The following is a 14,934-nucleotide window of genomic DNA, read 5'->3' as shown; positions in this document are numbered from 1 at the left end:
TTAGACTATTTTCAAAACTTAGTTTTGATATCAATTTTATTTCTTTAAATCGCTTTTTTGTTCTCTCATACAGACTAAATTGTGACCCAATTCGGCTCGTTATCTAACTGCGGAAAATCATCTCTTCTGGTTTATATTTCAGCTTGAGCTTGTTGCCCTTCGCTTCCAAGGCTGTAGAAAACTTAATCCATCGCTGATCGGGAATGGTGAAGAGGCGATCGCTTCCTTGGGCGAGAGATTCTAAAAATTGTTCCACAGTCTTATCCTGATTCGACGGACGACGGTAAAAGGTTTCTAGTCGTCGCCATAGTTTGGGAAAAATTGGTTCTAGCTTAGCGAGGTTAACTTGTGGTTTAACAGTAAATCCTTGATTCGATGCATCCTCTGTCCATATTCCTAGCTTTTCTTGCCTGGCAGTTTCCACGGCTTCAACCAGGCGATCGCGCAATTCTTGATATAGGGTGTCGTAAAACAGTGGATATACAAAACCTTCTGCTAATAGCTGATAATTAACGCTTTTTTGTAGTTTTTCTGCTTCTAAAATAATCTCTGACCCGTCTGGATCGTCTGGATCGCCCGTAAAAACAAAACAAACAGGTCTACCATTTTTCTCAATTTGGTTAGACAGAATATAACCTGGTTGTCCATTTTCTTCTCCACCCAGTAGCTTAAGATTACGTTTTGTGGCATCAGAGGAGAAAGGTTTGATAGCTGCTTTTTCTAGCGCATCTATTCCCTCATAGCGTAGTTGAACTTCACCATCCGACTTAAATTCAATTTGTCCTTCTAAACGGTCAAATAAAGAGTCATCATCTGCCAAAAATCTGACTGAATCGCCATCTGGAATTCCACTTTGGGGGTTGAAAACACCTTTTATCGTTAAAAATGGCATTGTTTTGCTCTTCTTAGTTTAAGCTCAAAAATTAGTTATAAATATGGGCAAAAAAAGAAACAACTACAGAAAAAAATTAGTATTAATCATTCTATTATGCTGCTGAGAAATTATTTTAGTCTTACCCTAATCTTGCAAATCATTAAAATCCCCTAAGTTAAAAATATAATTTTCTAGTAACCAGAAACATCTAAAATATAGAAGGCGTAAGTAATTAGATTCTCAGTTAAAAGTAAATTTAAGTTAAATTTTTAATTAAGATTTGATTATGTTGACCAAACTAATTATTAATTCACAAGAGGATTTTTTTTTGGAGATTAAATATTTTAAAGAAGAACTCAATCAAGTAAAATAATTATTAATTATTAATTGATAACGTTATCTTAATCTAAAGATAAAATATTGTTTCTTTAGTTGATAAAGTACCACATGAATAAACATTAATTTGTGTAAAGTTAAAATTAAATGAAAACGAAAGTAGTATCTTTTCAATAGAGCAAAAAATATTATACTTGCTCTAATGCGAAATACAACCCATCAAAATCTTATTCCTCAATCTACTGGTTTGTTAAAAATTTCCAGCTTACCAGTGAGTAGAGAACTAGACCTTAAACCACTGAAGTTTTCCCTGATTATTCCTACCTACAATGAGGGAAAAAATATTCAACAGTTAATTCCAATTTTGGTTCAACTTCTAGATAAGATTCTACCAAAAGAATATGAACTGATAGTTGTTGACGACAATAGCCCAGATCAAACCTGGAAATTAGCGTTAGAATTAACTGCCCAATATACCCAATTAAAAGTAATACGCCGAGATGTCGAAAAAGGACTGGCTACAGCGATAATTCGAGGATGGCAAGTAGCAAGGGGTGAAATCTTAGGGGTAATTGATGCTGATTTACAACATCCTCCCCATATCTTGATAAAACTGTGGCAGAAGATGGAAAAAGGGGCTGACTTAGCTGTTGCTAGTCGCAATGTCGATTCTGGAGGAGTTAGTGAGTGGAATATTCTGCGTCGTTTTCTCTCTCGTGGTGCGCAAATGTTAGGGTTGATTATTCTTCCCGAAGTGGTTGGTCGTCTCAGTGATCCGATGAGTGGATATTTTATGCTGCGCCGTGAGGTTTTAATTGATCAATCTTTAAAACCGTCAGGCTACAAGATTTTAATTGAAGTTATAGCTAGAAGTAGAATTCGCTGGATTGGGGAAGTAGGTTATGTCTTTCAAGAGAGAAAAACGGGAAATAGTAAAGTTACGTGGCAGCAATATTTAGAATATATTCAGCATTTAATCCGTTTGCGCTTAGATTTATGGCAAATTAGACGTTTTATTCGCTTTGGGATTTCAGGTGTTAGTGGTGTGTTTGTGAATATGTTTATTCTCTATTTATTACGGGAATATGTCGGTTTGGGATTAACACGTAGTGCAATTTTGGCAGCAGAAGTAGCAATAGTTAATAACTTCTTTTGGAACGATCGCTGGACTTTTAGAGATTTTTCTAAGCATCAAAAAGGCAGAATCAAAACATTTAGAAGATTTCTGAAGTTTAATGTGATTTGTCTTTCAGGTTTGGTGTTAAATATTTTAGTACTAAATCTTCTTTATAATCTTCTGAATATGAATGAATATCTTGCCAATATTATCGCGATCGCTACTGTTACTTTTTGGAATTTTTGGTTTAATCTTAAACTCAGTTGGCGCACAACTGATAATTCCTAAGACTAGATAGGCATCACTTAATTATATTCAGGATTAACTAAGAGTTGAAATTCTGCTAATTTTTTTAAAACTGTTTGATAAGAATTTCTATTAACATTGGGTTCATAATCTAATCCGACAAAAGAATCACTAGCTAAATTAATAACTTTAACTCCAGGTAAAATATTTCCCGTATAATCTCGCCAGTTAGGATAATCTACTTTTAAACCACTGTAATCAGGACAGAATAAAATAACTTCATGCCCCCATTTACTCAATCTTTTTAATCTTTGCAATCCACTAACTGTTACGCCATCAATAATTGGTAGGAAACAAGATGTGATAATGGCAATTTTCATCTGCGATCGCTTTTTTTGACCATCAGGGAACATGGTTGCAATATTATCCCTTTCGCTTCGGGGACATGATGTTACCCTTAACTACCAGTTTGTTATGCGCCTGTTATTTGGAAACAAAATTTTGTATTTACCATACTAAATTAAGTGTATTGCTGCCAAATTTTGAGATCTTCGGGACGATCAACATCAGCTAAAGTAGGTAAGTAATGCACATCTAGTTTTAGTTGTTGAGCAATATTTTTAGTTTGGTTTAAGACCTGTTCTGTTCCCCAAGTAATATTCTGAAAAAGCTGAGAAATAGGACGATTCAAGCCAATTAAATAATATCCCCCATCTTCTGCTACACCCAAAACTAAATCATGGGCTTGTAAAGAGTCAAATGCTTTGCTGAGTATGACTTGGTCAATATCAGGGCAGTCAATACCAATGATCGCGACTCGTTCATTACCTAATCCAAAAGCCCGCTCAAAAGCCGATCGCATTTTATCTCCCAGATCCCCTGAAGCTTGAGGAATATAATCACAGTCTTCTTTTAACCATTCTTTCATGGATTGGATATCACCCCCTGCGAAGTGAACCTCAATCGCTATATTTCGAAATAATTTTAAGGCGATCGCCGTTTTTAAAGTATGCTCTGTCATTTTTCGCTGTAATTTTGCAGCACCCAAAGCACCCAAAGCAGGAATCATCCTAGTTTTCGTCTTGCCAGGCTCAGGATAGCGACTAAAAATAATTAGAGTTTCGGTCATGCAATGAGTAGTGAACAATAAGCAATAAGCAATGGGCAATTATTTTTCTTCCCACTTACTGTAGGGATGCTTGACTAGATAAGAATTAAAATATTTTTTATCCTTAACTTCTCGGTCAATCCAGGAAGGAAGATTAATTTTCTGATGCTCATTTTCTAATTCTACTTCGGCAATAATCAAGCCAGCATTTTCTCCCAAAAATTCATCAACTTCCCAAGTCAAATTATCTATCTTGATTTTGTATCTAAACTTTTCAATTAATGGTTTAAGACAAAGATTATTGAGCATCTCTTGAGCGTCACCTACAGGAATCAAATACTCAAATTCAGCGCGACTATAGCCCACCGCTGTACTTTTGATCGTCAGATAACCCTGCTTCCCAACTATTCTAAGTCTTACAGTTGTACCATTGCTAGTTGGTATATACCCTTGAGAGTATTTTACACCGATATCTGGAAACTGACTTTCAAGCAATTGTTTATGCGATCGCCAAACTGGCTTCTTAACCAAATATTTGCGTTCTATTTCTGTGTTCATTATACGTTACATTTTAATTCAATAAAACTTCGCTGATCTTGCCTGCTTCTACTGCCAAAATTTGGGAATTTTTGATCCAGTCATGGTTTAAACGCGATCGCCGAATACTTCTAACATTAGCTGCGATTCAAATGTCGTCAGTTCGATAAACTCGTTTTCTTGTTTGACTTGACGAATTTTTTTAAGTTAAAGCATTGCGCTGTTTCAGCAGTTGATCTTAATTACTCAAAGATTTGAGTAATTGAGATCAAACAAATTAAAAAAACATCTACTTATTTATATAGTATTTTGAGGCTAAAAAAAATTTTTAATTCCGTCTTTGTGATGAGCAAAACAATATTTAAATTGGCAAAGATATAAGTATCTCACTACATATATATCTGAATAATGTAATTAAATGTTGCAAATTACTTTGGTAAATCGACCTACGGTAAAAATAAAACGAACAAATAATAGTATTTGTTTAAAACCGTTGGTCGCTCGATTACCTTTGATTAGCTGTAAAGTTTGTGTAATTATTCCTGTGCGTAATGAAGCGGAAAATATTCAAGCGGCTTTACTGGCGTTAACAAATCAAGTTGACTTAACAGGTAGACCATTAAACAAAAACTGTTATGAAATTATTGTTTTAGCTAATAACTGTACCGATAATTCTGTCGAAATAATTAGACAGTTTGCGCGAAATCACCCAAATCTAATACTTCATCTGGTAGACAAAAAGATCCAAAGCGATCGCGCTCACGTTGGTTGGGTACGCAAACTTTTAATGGATGAAGCTTATAGACGATTCCAATTACTCGGATATGGTAGGGGGGTAATTGCTTCAACCGACGGCGATACAAGGGTTGCTTCTACTTGGATTGCTGCAACTTTGGCAGAAATTGAAGCTGGGGCTGATGCTGTAGGCGGTCGAATTATTACCAACAGTACAGAAAGAAATAAACTCGACCAAACTACTAGACTATCTTTTCTGCGCTGCATCCGCTATGACTATTTAACTTCACAGTTAGAAGCTGCAATCGATCCTAGTTTTGACTCGCTTCCCCGACACCATTGTCACTATGGTGCAAGTTTTGCCGTCACTGCCCAAATATATGATCGGGTTGGCGGTTTACCGCCTTTACCTTCTTCTGAGGATGTAGCTCTTTATAATGCTTTAATGCGCATCGATGCTCGTTTTCGCCATAGTCCAGCAGTGCGGGTGGTTACTAGTGCAAGAGCAATAGGTAGGGCAAAAGCGGGGTTAGCAGATCGATTATCTGAGTTAAAGATAATGGGCAAAGAGCAGCAGTGTTTATGGGTTGAATCGGCTTTGACCATTGAAACTCGGTTTCATCTGCGCCGCCAGCTACGTTATCTGTGGCAAACCAGAGCAAATAATTCAATTAAAATGATTCTTATGGCTCAAAAGTTGGGTATGGAGAGAGATGTATTAGCAGAAATTATCTGGCGATCGCCTACCTTTGGCAAAGCCATCGAGCAAATTAGCCAAGATCAGGAACAAAATGCCGTTCCCTACGAGCAATACGCAGAAAAGACCCCTCTTGCTCAAGCCGTCGCCGATTTACAGCTTTTAGTTAATCACAGTCATTTAAATCGCTATTATTTGAGTTCAAATACGCTCGAACAAATCGAGCCGATATCGCTCCTGACGCAATCCCTTTAAATGTTTTAACTGACTAAGCTGCAAAAAAGAATCGTGAACTTCATCCCCTGTAAGTGGATAATCTTTAGCAAATAGCGTCCAGTGAACCAGCAAAAGATGTCCTCCGACATGAAGATGTTCGATAATTAACTGTTGAGCGGTTTTAAGATCGTCCCAACTTAAGTAATAACCAACCTCAGATAGCAGAGTTAAATCGAACATTTCTTCAGGATAATCTTGTGGCACTTGGGCAACTTTAAAGCGTACCTGGGGCAAATCTTGACAACGAGCGATCGCTTTTTGTTGAGCTATTGAGGAAACATCAATCGACAGTAAAGAGTCGCAGCGTTGAGCCAGTAAAGCCGTAAGTACTCCAATCGAGCCACCTATTTCTAAGGCATTGCTGTAGCAAGGTTTGGGTAGAGCATTAATAGTTGTCTGATATTTTTGTGCTTCATAATCGCTGGTTTCAAAATCCCAAGGATCGGGATTTGCTCGATACATATCTTCAAAATAGCTGGGCGGTAAAGAATTTTTTGGCTTATTCATAAAAAAATCTCTCTTTAGGCTCGTGTGTATTTTTTTTTACCTATGAAACTAAATGATAAATACAAAATAAAGACTATGGAAAAAACGTTGTTCGATAAAATCTTCCGTGACAGCAATGGCAATATTGTTATTGCTCAACCACCGAATTTACCTATTATTATCTGGGGTGTAGCTAGTTTGCTAACACTGATTTTTACCAGTGGCTCGATCAATGTAGGGTTGGACTTAATAGCTTTTGGCTCTTTGTTTACTTGGGCATGGCTTGAATTATTTCAACAAAAAACGGCGAGGATTCCCCTCTTCTGTCTTTAGACGAAGAGAGGGAGGAATCGCCGACAGGGTTTACGTTATACACAGACCAGTTGACCTCTTAAGTAATTTGGCTTTTGAGACAGAGAATTGACCTAATCTTTTCCAGGTAACACCTTCATATAAACTGACAACTTTATTCTTTTCTGAATACCCTCCGATGTATCCTTTGACAGTATTTTTACCCTTGGTGGCTTGAACTAAATCACCACTTCTAAATCCAAAGGGTGCAACCGTTCCACCTTTACGCTTTCTGATTCCACCTTTTTGTGGATTCTCAAAATGCAACTGTCTTCTATATAGTTGAGGGCGAGCTATCACTTTAAATGGTGCATCAGTTAGTTGAATCGAACCAACCCAATGGTGACCGCGAGAATTAGAAGTATGGAACGCTTTATATTGAACAAACCTACTCGCACCGAGGGCAATTGCGTCATTGCCGTGAGTCGTTACATCCTGGATAGACTTGTCATTTTTGTTCTTTTTCAGTCCTAAATGCTTCCTTAAAATACTGGTTTGCCAGCCTTCTAAAGTATGGGTAGGAGCAATGTCAGATAATTGTTTTAGCATCCATTTTTGACCAACCATAACTGGACTAAATCCTTTATTGCCTCGTGCTTTAACGTATTCGTAAACTATTTCCGTTACGGGAAAAAGCTTGGTTAGTTCTTGAATAATTCTTAGCTCTAGCTGTCGGTTGGCTCGAATTGATGGAGGTAATTTATGATTTCTTCGGTTATTGAATCTTTTTTGTCTATGCGCTCTTTGAGCAAAAGGAATATTTCGATTTATTCTTCTACCACGTCTGGCACGACGCAGTATTTTTTGAGCTTGTTTTCTAGCGATAACCCGCTTGAATGGCAGAACTACATGAGCAGCAAACAATACAGCTTTTTTGCTGACTGCTGCTATACCACTAAACATCTTTCCTGGGTCGATTGAAGCCACTATTTCTTGAGTTTCAGTACCACTTGGTTCTACAAGTAGCTGAACACAAAAGATATTTAAGTCGTTCCACACTGGTTTGGCTTTTTTTGAAGCAATCCATTTCCTTGCTCTCACGCTGGTTGTAGGCATTAGCGCCTCGCCTAATGGCGATAAAACTGGTACTCTAATTTTGCGAGACAGCGCGGTCTTGGGGCGGCGGCTTTTGGGGACAGAATCTTCTGACCCAACGCCGTGGTTGGAGATGCTGGGGTTCCCCCAGCCTCCCCCACGACCAAAACGCGCCTTCTTTGCCCAAGTGGAGCGACTGTCGAGGGTGTTTGTCATTGGGTATAACCCCTAATAATAGTTGTTTGTCTCTTCCTACACTATTGCTATCATGTCCTGTCTTAAAGCACCTGTAATCAGCAGGTTTAGAGATAGACCAGACAAGAGAAGAATCTGGCAGTCTGTAAAAAGCAATAGCTCATGTAGTAGTGCAATTCTCAGAAACTCTGATTAGTTTCATGCCCCTCATGTACGCAAAGCGTCATGAGTGGGTTATTGACGGGGTTAATTATTTTCGCAGGATGCTAGGTTTCGTTGTGTTAGTTGGATTTGTTGGGTTAAAAATTTTTAGCAATAATACAATTTAAACTCTAACCATTTCTCATACTGAGATTAAGACTATTTATACTCCTTCTAGTAAAACCAAATACTACCTACTACCTGTCATCACCGTTTTATATTTAATTAACAGGTCTGAACTGACAAAATAAGGGCTAATCTAGAAAAAATAGTCCTATTCTAGATAGATTTCCCAAGGCTGAGTAAAATTTTGCAGCATTTCGGCGCTAAGGCGGAAACCGGCGGGATCATCGCTGATTAAATCGCTAATTTGCGAACGGTATTGAGCGATCGCCTGTTGCTTTAATTTCAGTACGCTACTAATATCCAATCGCCAAGCAGTTACTGATTCAGAAAAATCCTGTCTTTGTTTAATGTCCCAATCCCAAATTGGATATTCAATTAGGCGTGGAGGATTAGTCAAATTCTCGGTGGCTACGGCAAACAGTTGCCAGCTAGCACGATGATCGGGGTGTGGATCTTTTCGCCAAGGTAAAAAGATTATTGATGGTGTTGTGTTTTGAAGGTACTGCTGACAAAAAGCGATCGCTTTTGCCGATGCACTAGCAAGATTTACTGCACCATCGGGCATCCCCAAAAAAGTAACTGCTTCGGGTGCAACTCCTAAAATAGCCAAAGCAGCCAAACTTTCTTGTTCTCGTAATTTCTTTAGTGCTGGAGGTGGATAAGCAAGCGAGTTAGGATGAGATTTTGTGCCATCACTCACCACTACTATTGATACTGGAAGATTTAACTGGCGTAGTAAAGCGATCGCGCCTCCGCAGCCCAAGGTTTCATCATCTGGATGGGGCGCAACAATTAAAACAGAAGCATTTTGATTAACCAGAGTTTTAATGTCTAAAAGTGGTAAAGACTTTGGAGTACTAAAAAAGCGATTGTCCCTACCTTTACCAAAGTTGATTGACATCATCAATTTCTGTAAGAACGTATTTACCAACACCTGTAAGAGCAGCATCAAAAGCAGGTTGACGCAAATATAAACTCAAATCTCTAATTATGCGTTCCATGGGTTCGGGTGGTAGTAAACCCAAAGTACCAATTGAACGCTGGCTGAGTTGAATCGTATCAATACAAATTTGTTCGATCGCCGTTCGTACCATGTTGGCGTAAGCTACTAGCTTTGCAGCTTGTTCCTGATGATCATCTGGATAACCACCAAACACGGGGGCGTAATTATCGACCAACTCTGCTGCACCTTTTAACCACAGATTGCCACTTTCAATCGCGATCGCCATTTTTCCTAAACGTTCTTGTTGATGGGGATGTCCGCAGCGATCTAACTTTTGTAAATATTGACGACTAGCGTTAAATAAAGCTTCTGCACCGCCAAGCTGTACCGCAGCAAAGCGAATTACACCAGCGCTTAACCAAGGTTGCCGAAAATAGTCTCCAGGTTGAGCAAGTAAGGATTTTTGTTCTACTTCTACCCCGCTAAAGTCAACTTTATAACTCACTGTGGCTCGCATTCCTGCTGGTTGCCACCAGTCAGGATCTACGATGGTTTCAACTTCATCCATCGGCACAATGCACATTTGCCAACTATCGTCGGGTAATTTACCGTTAACAAAAGGACGTTCCACATAACCGCAGCCCGTACAAAAAGTTTTGCTACCCTCTAAGCGATACTTACCATTACTTTGCGGAATAATATTAACTCCATCTTGAGCTTCGGCATTCCACACCCCAAATATTTTATGCTGTCTGGCATCGTCAGCATAAGCTTCGATTTGCTCTGGCGTACCAAAGGTTTGGATCAGTTGTAGAGCGTTAACATGACCTTCGTAAATACGTCCGATCACTAGGTTAGCGCGTCCAATCTGTTTAAGCAGCATTAATAACTCTTCAGTATGACCAGTTTCAAAACCTAACCCTAGTCCACCTAAACGACTACTCAAAGGGGCTATCAACAAACCTGCTGCTGCAATTTGCTGAAACTCTTGGGCGGGAAAGACACCCTGCTTGTCCAAAGAACTGGCATTAGCTGCTGCAAAATCAGCAATCTTTTTAGTCTCAAGCGCGATCGCCTCTCGAGATAAATTCTGATTCGGTGCTGCTTTAGAGAAAAGTTGGGTAGTAATGTCCCTTCTCCTTATTTAATAATTTAATTTAATTAGATTGTCGCGATCAAGATTATGTTAATGCTTCTATCAAAAGATTTAAAAGTAAAATTAGGCGATCGCCTAATTTTCCCAGTAGGTTGCATTTTAATTTAATAAAACTTCGCTGATCTTGCCTGCTTCTACTGCCAAAATTTGGGAATTTTTGATCCAGTCGTGATTAAAAGTGTCGATATGGGTAGTAGTGATAATGGTTTGAAAGCGATCGCCGATTACTTCTAACAGTTGTTTCTGACGATTGGGATCTAGTTCAGCCAAGACATCGTCTAACAAGAGCAAAGGTGGTTCTCCCACCACCTCCTCAATCAACTTCAATTCAGCTAGCTTTAAGGCTAATACTAGAGTACGCTGTTGTCCTTGGGAACCATAATAACGAGCAGGGGTTTGATTAATCGCCAACTCAATTTCATCGCGGTGCGTCCCTACCATTGTTTTACCTTGATACTGTTCCACCATACGGCGTTCTTTAATCTTGGCTAAAAATGCCTGCTGCACGATTACAGGATCATCTTCTAACCACTTAACGTTAGGCAGATAGTTAACCTCTAAATTTTCAGTTTCTCCACTAATACGTTTATGCCAAAATTCAGCAATGGGAGCAAGTCTTGCGATTACCCTGGCGCGTCGGCGCGCTACCCTCGAACCTGCTGCTGCTAGCTGTTCATCCCATAATCTCAACTGTGGTTCAAATGTCGTTAGTTCAATAGACTCGTTTTCTTGTCTAACTTGACGAATCTTTTTAAGTAAAGCATTGCGCTGTTTCAGCACCTGATTATATTGCTGCAAAATACTGGCATAGACTGGCTCTAATTGAATCAACAACCCATCTAGCCAGCTACGTCGAGCGTCTGGCGCACCCCGAACTAAATCTAAATCTAGACTAGAAAATTGGACTGCATTTAGCACCCCCAAAAAGTCTAGCTGACGACGTAAGTTTTCTTGATTTACCGATACTGTACGCCTTCCCTGCTTACGAAACACCACCTTTAGTTCACTAGTGCCATAAGCTCGTTCTACCCTTGCTTCTATCTGTCCTACCGTGGCAGAATCTAAAACTAATTCGCGATCGCGACTAGTACGGTGACTCTTGAGAGATGCAAGTAACTCTACTGCTTCTAATAAATTAGATTTTCCTTGGGCATTATTGCCTACTAAGATCGTCTTCTGTGCCTTAAATTCAATCTGGCGATCGACATAATTTCGAAACGATCGCAGACGCAAGCTCTTTAAATACATTGATAATCTTGCTGATGAAAAATATGGCGGACAGAATGTTGTGCTATTAGAATTATTCCCCTACGGAAGAAGCAAATTCGGGCTTTTGTTCAACTTTAGCTTGCTTTTCTTTGTCCTTACGACGTTTTTTAGCATATAGCTGAATGCTCGCCACCATGGTAATAACTAAAGCAGCTACCAGCCAAGTTGTAGCATCAAGGGGCAAACTATTTTTAAACACAGCTAAAAGCACAATTAATACCAGTAAAATTGTCGGTGCTTCATTCAAGGCTCTAAACTGTTGTCCTGTCCACTGACATTCACCCAGAGCAAGCTTGTTCATAATCCGCTTACAGTAATGATGATAGCCAATCAGCAAAATGACAAAAGCCAACTTAATATGTAGCCAAGTTGATTTAAGTATTTCTGGTTCGGTAGAAATCAAGCCAATTGCCATGGCTACAGTTAAAATCATCCCAGGAGTAGTAATAATGCTGTAAAGGCGCTGCTCCATGATGCCATACTGCTTCTTGAGGATACTGCGTGCTGGTTCGGGTTCTTGTTCTGCTTCTGCATGATAAACAAATAACCGTACTAAATAAAACAACCCTGCAAACCACACCACGATTCCAATCAGATGAAATGCTTTAAACCAGTAATAAGCCATAGATTAAATTATTAAATTATTGCGCTGTAAAATTTTTGTTCCTATGTAGGGAAGTGTATATTTTCTTCTCTCTTAAATTACATCTACGCAATAAAATTTCAAGGAAAATGAGATAACGGGACTGGCCAGATTTGAACTGGCGACCTAGCGCTTCAGATTGGTGTAGGTTTCCCTACTCTCTGGACTATCCCTTCACCTTGGGCAAAATACCTTTAGGTGGTGGCCGTTATGTTGCAGACAGTTCTAGTAACTAGACCTAAAATTGCTCTTCCCTGCTTTTATATCTGCAACCAGTCTCTGCACCTTCTTTACCAGGAACTATAAAGCTTGGCTCAAGATTACCTTGGTCGTCAACAAACTCGTTAACAACTTTAGGCTTCCTTGAATTTGACCACATTCATTAATGAAGTTTCCCTCATTATGCCCGATGTTTCAGGAGGCACTTGCTCTATCCAACTGAGCCACAGCCCCTTGTATATCTCAAAGTATATCTCAAATAGGATCTTCATCAAGATAAACCAACCAGACCAAGCGAATCCAAATAAAGATATTTTTGTATATAAAACTTAACTAGATTAATAAATATTGCAACATCGATTCATACTTCCTGTTATCTAAAGAAATAAATTTATTATCAGTTCAGGAAAAAAATCAAAATTTAGGAGAAAAATACTGTGACTTATCTAACTCTATTAGCGGCGACTACGCCTCATACCGTATCTTGGAGTCCTAAGGTGGCTTTTGTCATGATTGCCTGCAATATTGCAGCGATCGCTATCGGAAAATTTACTATTAAATATAAAAATGCCGGGCCTCAACTGCCTTCTCCCGCTTTGTTTGGTGGTATGGGACTACCTGCTTTATTAGGTACTACTAGTTTAGGACATCTTTTGGGTGCAGGAATGATTTTGGGTCTAGCTAATGCTGGCGCTTTATAAGGATGAGTAATTTTGCTGAATATTGTAGTTTAAACTAACCAAAGCAAGCGTAAAGCGATCGCTTTACCATTTTCCCAGAAATTCGGCTAGATGGCTTATTTAGTTAAAAATATGGGCGATCGCCTTAACCAAAAAATAATCAACAAGTCGCTCTCAAGGCTTTAGAATCAGCTTTAAGAGCGAACCGCAGTTTGCCCTTACACAAATACCATACTAGGTATAACTTAAAAATCGGCACTCAAGGGAGTTCTGGGGAAAGGAATTACGTCGCGGATATTAGTCATCCCTGTCATAAACTGTACCAATCTTTCAAAGCCCAAACCAAATCCCGCGTGGGGAACTGTGCCATAACGGCGTAGATCTAGATACCACCAGAGATCATCAGCTTCTATATTCATTTCTTGGATGCGTCTTTCTAGGACATCAAGACGTTCTTCCCGTTGAGAACCACCAATAATCTCACCAATACCAGGGGCAAGGACATCCATGGCAGAAACGGTCTTTTCTCCGTCATCTAGGCGCATATAAAACGCTTTGATATCTTTTGGATAATTAGTGACAATCACGGGCTTTTTAAACAGCTTTTCCGCGAGATAACGCTCATGTTCCGACTGGAGATCGATACCCCATTCAACGGGATATTCAAATTTCTGAGTCGCTTGCTCTAATAACTCCACCGCTTTATTGTATGTAACTCGTTCAAACTGATTATTGATAATATTATCGGCGTTTGCCAAGACGGATTTATCCACCCATTTATTAAAAAATTCTAGGTCGTCGGCACAATGTTCTAAGACATACTTAAAAATATACTTGAGGAACTCTTCTGCTAGGTTTTGATCCCCTTCCAAATCGCAAAAAGCCATCTCAGGTTCGACCATCCAAAATTCTGCCAAATGACGGGAAGTATTAGAATTTTCCGCGCGAAAAGTAGGACCAAAAGTATAGACATTTTGAAACGCCATCGCCATTACTTCTGCCTGTAGCTGTCCACTAACTGTCAGGTAAGCTGGTTTACCAAAAAAGTCCTGACTGTAATCTACTGCCCCTTGATCGTTTTTCGGTAGGTTATTGAGGTCAAAATTAGTTACGGTAAATAATTCCCCTGCCCCTTCGCAATCGCTAGCGGTAATAATCGGACTATGAATCCAGAGAAAGTGTTTCTCTTGAAAAAACTGATGAATTGCCGTAGCACAAGCATTTCTAACGCGGAATACTGCCCCTAAAGTATTAGTACGCGATCGCAAATGACTGATAGTACGTAAAAATTCAAAAGAGTGGCGTTTTTTTTGTAGAGGATAAGTCTCAGGATCGGCTGTGCCGTAAACGATTACCGAGTCTCCTTTTAGCTCAATTTTCTGTCCTTTCCCTGGTGAGTCCACCAGCTTGCCCGTAATTTCGACTGAAGCCCCTGTAGCAAGTTGTTTAAGAATATTTTCATAATCTGGTAAATCACCATTAAGAACCGCCTGTAAACCCGCTAAAGACGAACCATCATTAACTTCGACGAAAGCAAAGCCTTTTAATTCTCTTTTGGTACGTACCCAACCTTTAATGGTTACGGGTTCATCTGGTTGACCATTTTTTAGAATGTCTGCAACTCGTCTAGTGACCATATAGCCTCAAATTCATGGATGATATCAGGATTATTTTATCGTTTTGAGAGAATTAGTTTTTAGTTGG

Annotated in this window: 15 protein-coding genes; 4 read left to right on the top strand and 11 right to left on the bottom strand. The window is 39.2% G+C overall.

Annotation, left to right across the window (positions count from 1 at the left end; all coding sequences use genetic code 11):
- Positions 1-103: 103 nt before the first annotated feature.
- Positions 104-892, bottom strand: a complete 789-nt coding sequence (locus C7B62_RS03610; protein ID WP_106233248.1) for a thermonuclease family protein — start codon at positions 890-892, stop codon at positions 104-106.
- Positions 893-1,412: 520 nt separating this feature from the next.
- Between C7B62_RS03610 and C7B62_RS03605 the strand changes: the two genes are divergently transcribed.
- Positions 1,413-2,615: a glycosyltransferase gene (locus C7B62_RS03605; RefSeq protein WP_106233247.1), complete on the top strand. Its 1,203-nt coding sequence runs from the start codon at positions 1,413-1,415 to the stop codon at positions 2,613-2,615.
- Positions 2,616-2,632: 17 nt separating this feature from the next.
- On the opposite strand, the gene C7B62_RS03600 is transcribed toward C7B62_RS03605, so the two are convergent.
- The 3 genes from C7B62_RS03600 to C7B62_RS03590 all read right to left on the bottom strand — a co-directional run bounded on the left by C7B62_RS03600 (position 2,633) and on the right by C7B62_RS03590 (position 4,239).
- On the bottom strand, positions 2,633-2,986 hold the full coding sequence (locus tag C7B62_RS03600; RefSeq protein WP_106233246.1) for a hypothetical protein: 354 nt from the start codon (positions 2,984-2,986) through the stop codon (positions 2,633-2,635).
- A gap of 107 nt (positions 2,987-3,093) precedes the next feature.
- The gene (locus tag C7B62_RS03595; RefSeq protein ID WP_106233245.1) at positions 3,094-3,702 is read right to left on the bottom strand and encodes a TIGR04282 family arsenosugar biosynthesis glycosyltransferase; all 609 of its coding nucleotides are present in this window, start codon (positions 3,700-3,702) and stop codon (positions 3,094-3,096) included.
- Positions 3,703-3,741: 39 nt separating this feature from the next.
- Positions 3,742-4,239 carry a CYTH domain-containing protein gene (locus tag C7B62_RS03590; protein WP_106233244.1) on the bottom strand — a complete coding sequence of 166 codons (498 nt, stop codon included), beginning with the start codon at positions 4,237-4,239 and terminating at the stop codon, positions 3,742-3,744.
- A 397-nt stretch (positions 4,240-4,636) separates the two neighbouring features.
- Between C7B62_RS03590 and C7B62_RS03585 the strand changes: the two genes are divergently transcribed.
- Positions 4,637-5,905: a glycosyltransferase family 2 protein gene (locus C7B62_RS03585; protein ID WP_106233243.1), complete on the top strand. Its 1,269-nt coding sequence runs from the start codon at positions 4,637-4,639 to the stop codon at positions 5,903-5,905.
- On the opposite strand, the gene C7B62_RS03580 is transcribed toward C7B62_RS03585, so the two are convergent.
- The gene (locus C7B62_RS03580; RefSeq protein WP_106233242.1) at positions 5,852-6,433 is read right to left on the bottom strand and encodes a class I SAM-dependent methyltransferase; all 582 of its coding nucleotides are present in this window, start codon (positions 6,431-6,433) and stop codon (positions 5,852-5,854) included. The genes C7B62_RS03585 and C7B62_RS03580 overlap by 54 nt on opposite strands.
- Positions 6,434-6,508: 75 nt before the next feature.
- On the opposite strand from C7B62_RS03580, the gene C7B62_RS03575 reads away from it, so the two are divergent.
- Positions 6,509-6,745 (top strand): hypothetical protein, encoded by a 237-nt coding sequence (locus C7B62_RS03575; protein ID WP_106233282.1) that lies wholly within the window; start codon positions 6,509-6,511, stop codon positions 6,743-6,745.
- 30 nt (positions 6,746-6,775) lie between these two features.
- Here the strand turns inward: C7B62_RS03575 and C7B62_RS03570 are convergent, their stop codons facing one another.
- From C7B62_RS03570 to hemJ, 5 genes are all read right to left on the bottom strand, one after another.
- Positions 6,776-8,014 (bottom strand): RRXRR domain-containing protein, encoded by a 1,239-nt coding sequence (locus C7B62_RS03570; protein ID WP_106233241.1) that lies wholly within the window; start codon positions 8,012-8,014, stop codon positions 6,776-6,778.
- A 454-nt stretch (positions 8,015-8,468) separates the two neighbouring features.
- Positions 8,469-9,224: a PIG-L deacetylase family protein gene (locus tag C7B62_RS03565; protein WP_199194050.1), complete on the bottom strand. Its 756-nt coding sequence runs from the start codon at positions 9,222-9,224 to the stop codon at positions 8,469-8,471.
- On the bottom strand, positions 9,202-10,314 hold the full coding sequence (locus C7B62_RS03560; RefSeq protein ID WP_255413984.1) for an acyl-CoA dehydrogenase family protein: 1,113 nt from the start codon (positions 10,312-10,314) through the stop codon (positions 9,202-9,204). Before C7B62_RS03560 ends, C7B62_RS03565 begins: the two co-directional genes overlap by 23 nt.
- Before the next feature lie 204 nt (positions 10,315-10,518).
- Entirely contained in the window at positions 10,519-11,667 is a 1,149-nt protein-coding gene (gene recF, locus C7B62_RS03555) for a DNA replication/repair protein RecF (RefSeq protein WP_106233238.1), read from the bottom strand.
- A gap of 52 nt (positions 11,668-11,719) precedes the next feature.
- Entirely contained in the window at positions 11,720-12,313 is a 594-nt protein-coding gene (hemJ, locus tag C7B62_RS03550; protein ID WP_106233237.1) for a protoporphyrinogen oxidase HemJ, read from the bottom strand.
- Positions 12,314-12,987: 674 nt separating this feature from the next.
- Between hemJ and psaK the strand changes: the two genes are divergently transcribed.
- Positions 12,988-13,251 (top strand): photosystem I reaction center subunit PsaK, encoded by a 264-nt coding sequence (gene psaK / locus C7B62_RS03545; RefSeq protein ID WP_106233236.1) that lies wholly within the window; start codon positions 12,988-12,990, stop codon positions 13,249-13,251.
- A gap of 224 nt (positions 13,252-13,475) precedes the next feature.
- Here the strand turns inward: psaK and asnS are convergent, their stop codons facing one another.
- Complete coding sequence (asnS, locus tag C7B62_RS03540; RefSeq protein WP_106233235.1) at positions 13,476-14,867, bottom strand: asparagine--tRNA ligase; 1,392 nt, start codon at positions 14,865-14,867, stop codon at positions 13,476-13,478.
- Between the last annotated feature and the right edge of the window lie 67 nt (positions 14,868-14,934).

The sequence above is a fragment of the Pleurocapsa sp. CCALA 161 genome (genome assembly GCF_003003995.1).
Taxonomy (GTDB): Bacteria; Cyanobacteriota; Cyanobacteriia; order Cyanobacteriales; family Xenococcaceae; genus Waterburya.
The sequence above is the reverse complement of the archived record's forward strand: the minus strand, read 5'-3'. Positions and strand labels throughout refer to the sequence as shown.

What these genes read in the sequence shown, in the direction of transcription:
- C7B62_RS03610 (WP_106233248.1), bottom strand. Translation starts at nt 892, where the DNA reads ATGCCATTTTTAACGATAAAAGGTGTTTTCAACCCCCAAAGTGGAATT.
- C7B62_RS03605 (WP_106233247.1), top strand. Translation starts at nt 1,413, where the DNA reads ATGCGAAATACAACCCATCAAAATCTTATTCCTCAATCTACTGGTTTG.
- C7B62_RS03600 (WP_106233246.1), bottom strand. Translation starts at nt 2,986, where the DNA reads ATGTTCCCTGATGGTCAAAAAAAGCGATCGCAGATGAAAATTGCCATT.
- C7B62_RS03595 (WP_106233245.1), bottom strand. Translation starts at nt 3,702, where the DNA reads ATGACCGAAACTCTAATTATTTTTAGTCGCTATCCTGAGCCTGGCAAG.
- C7B62_RS03590 (WP_106233244.1), bottom strand. Translation starts at nt 4,239, where the DNA reads ATGAACACAGAAATAGAACGCAAATATTTGGTTAAGAAGCCAGTTTGG.
- C7B62_RS03585 (WP_106233243.1), top strand. Translation starts at nt 4,637, where the DNA reads ATGTTGCAAATTACTTTGGTAAATCGACCTACGGTAAAAATAAAACGA.
- C7B62_RS03580 (WP_106233242.1), bottom strand. Translation starts at nt 6,433, where the DNA reads ATGAATAAGCCAAAAAATTCTTTACCGCCCAGCTATTTTGAAGATATG.
- C7B62_RS03575 (WP_106233282.1), top strand. Translation starts at nt 6,509, where the DNA reads ATGGAAAAAACGTTGTTCGATAAAATCTTCCGTGACAGCAATGGCAAT.
- C7B62_RS03570 (WP_106233241.1), bottom strand. Translation starts at nt 8,014, where the DNA reads ATGACAAACACCCTCGACAGTCGCTCCACTTGGGCAAAGAAGGCGCGT.
- C7B62_RS03565 (WP_199194050.1), bottom strand. Translation starts at nt 9,224, where the DNA reads ATGATGTCAATCAACTTTGGTAAAGGTAGGGACAATCGCTTTTTTAGT.
- recF (WP_106233238.1), bottom strand. Translation starts at nt 11,667, where the DNA reads ATGTATTTAAAGAGCTTGCGTCTGCGATCGTTTCGAAATTATGTCGAT.
- hemJ (WP_106233237.1), bottom strand. Translation starts at nt 12,313, where the DNA reads ATGGCTTATTACTGGTTTAAAGCATTTCATCTGATTGGAATCGTGGTG.
- asnS (WP_106233235.1), bottom strand. Translation starts at nt 14,867, where the DNA reads ATGGTCACTAGACGAGTTGCAGACATTCTAAAAAATGGTCAACCAGAT.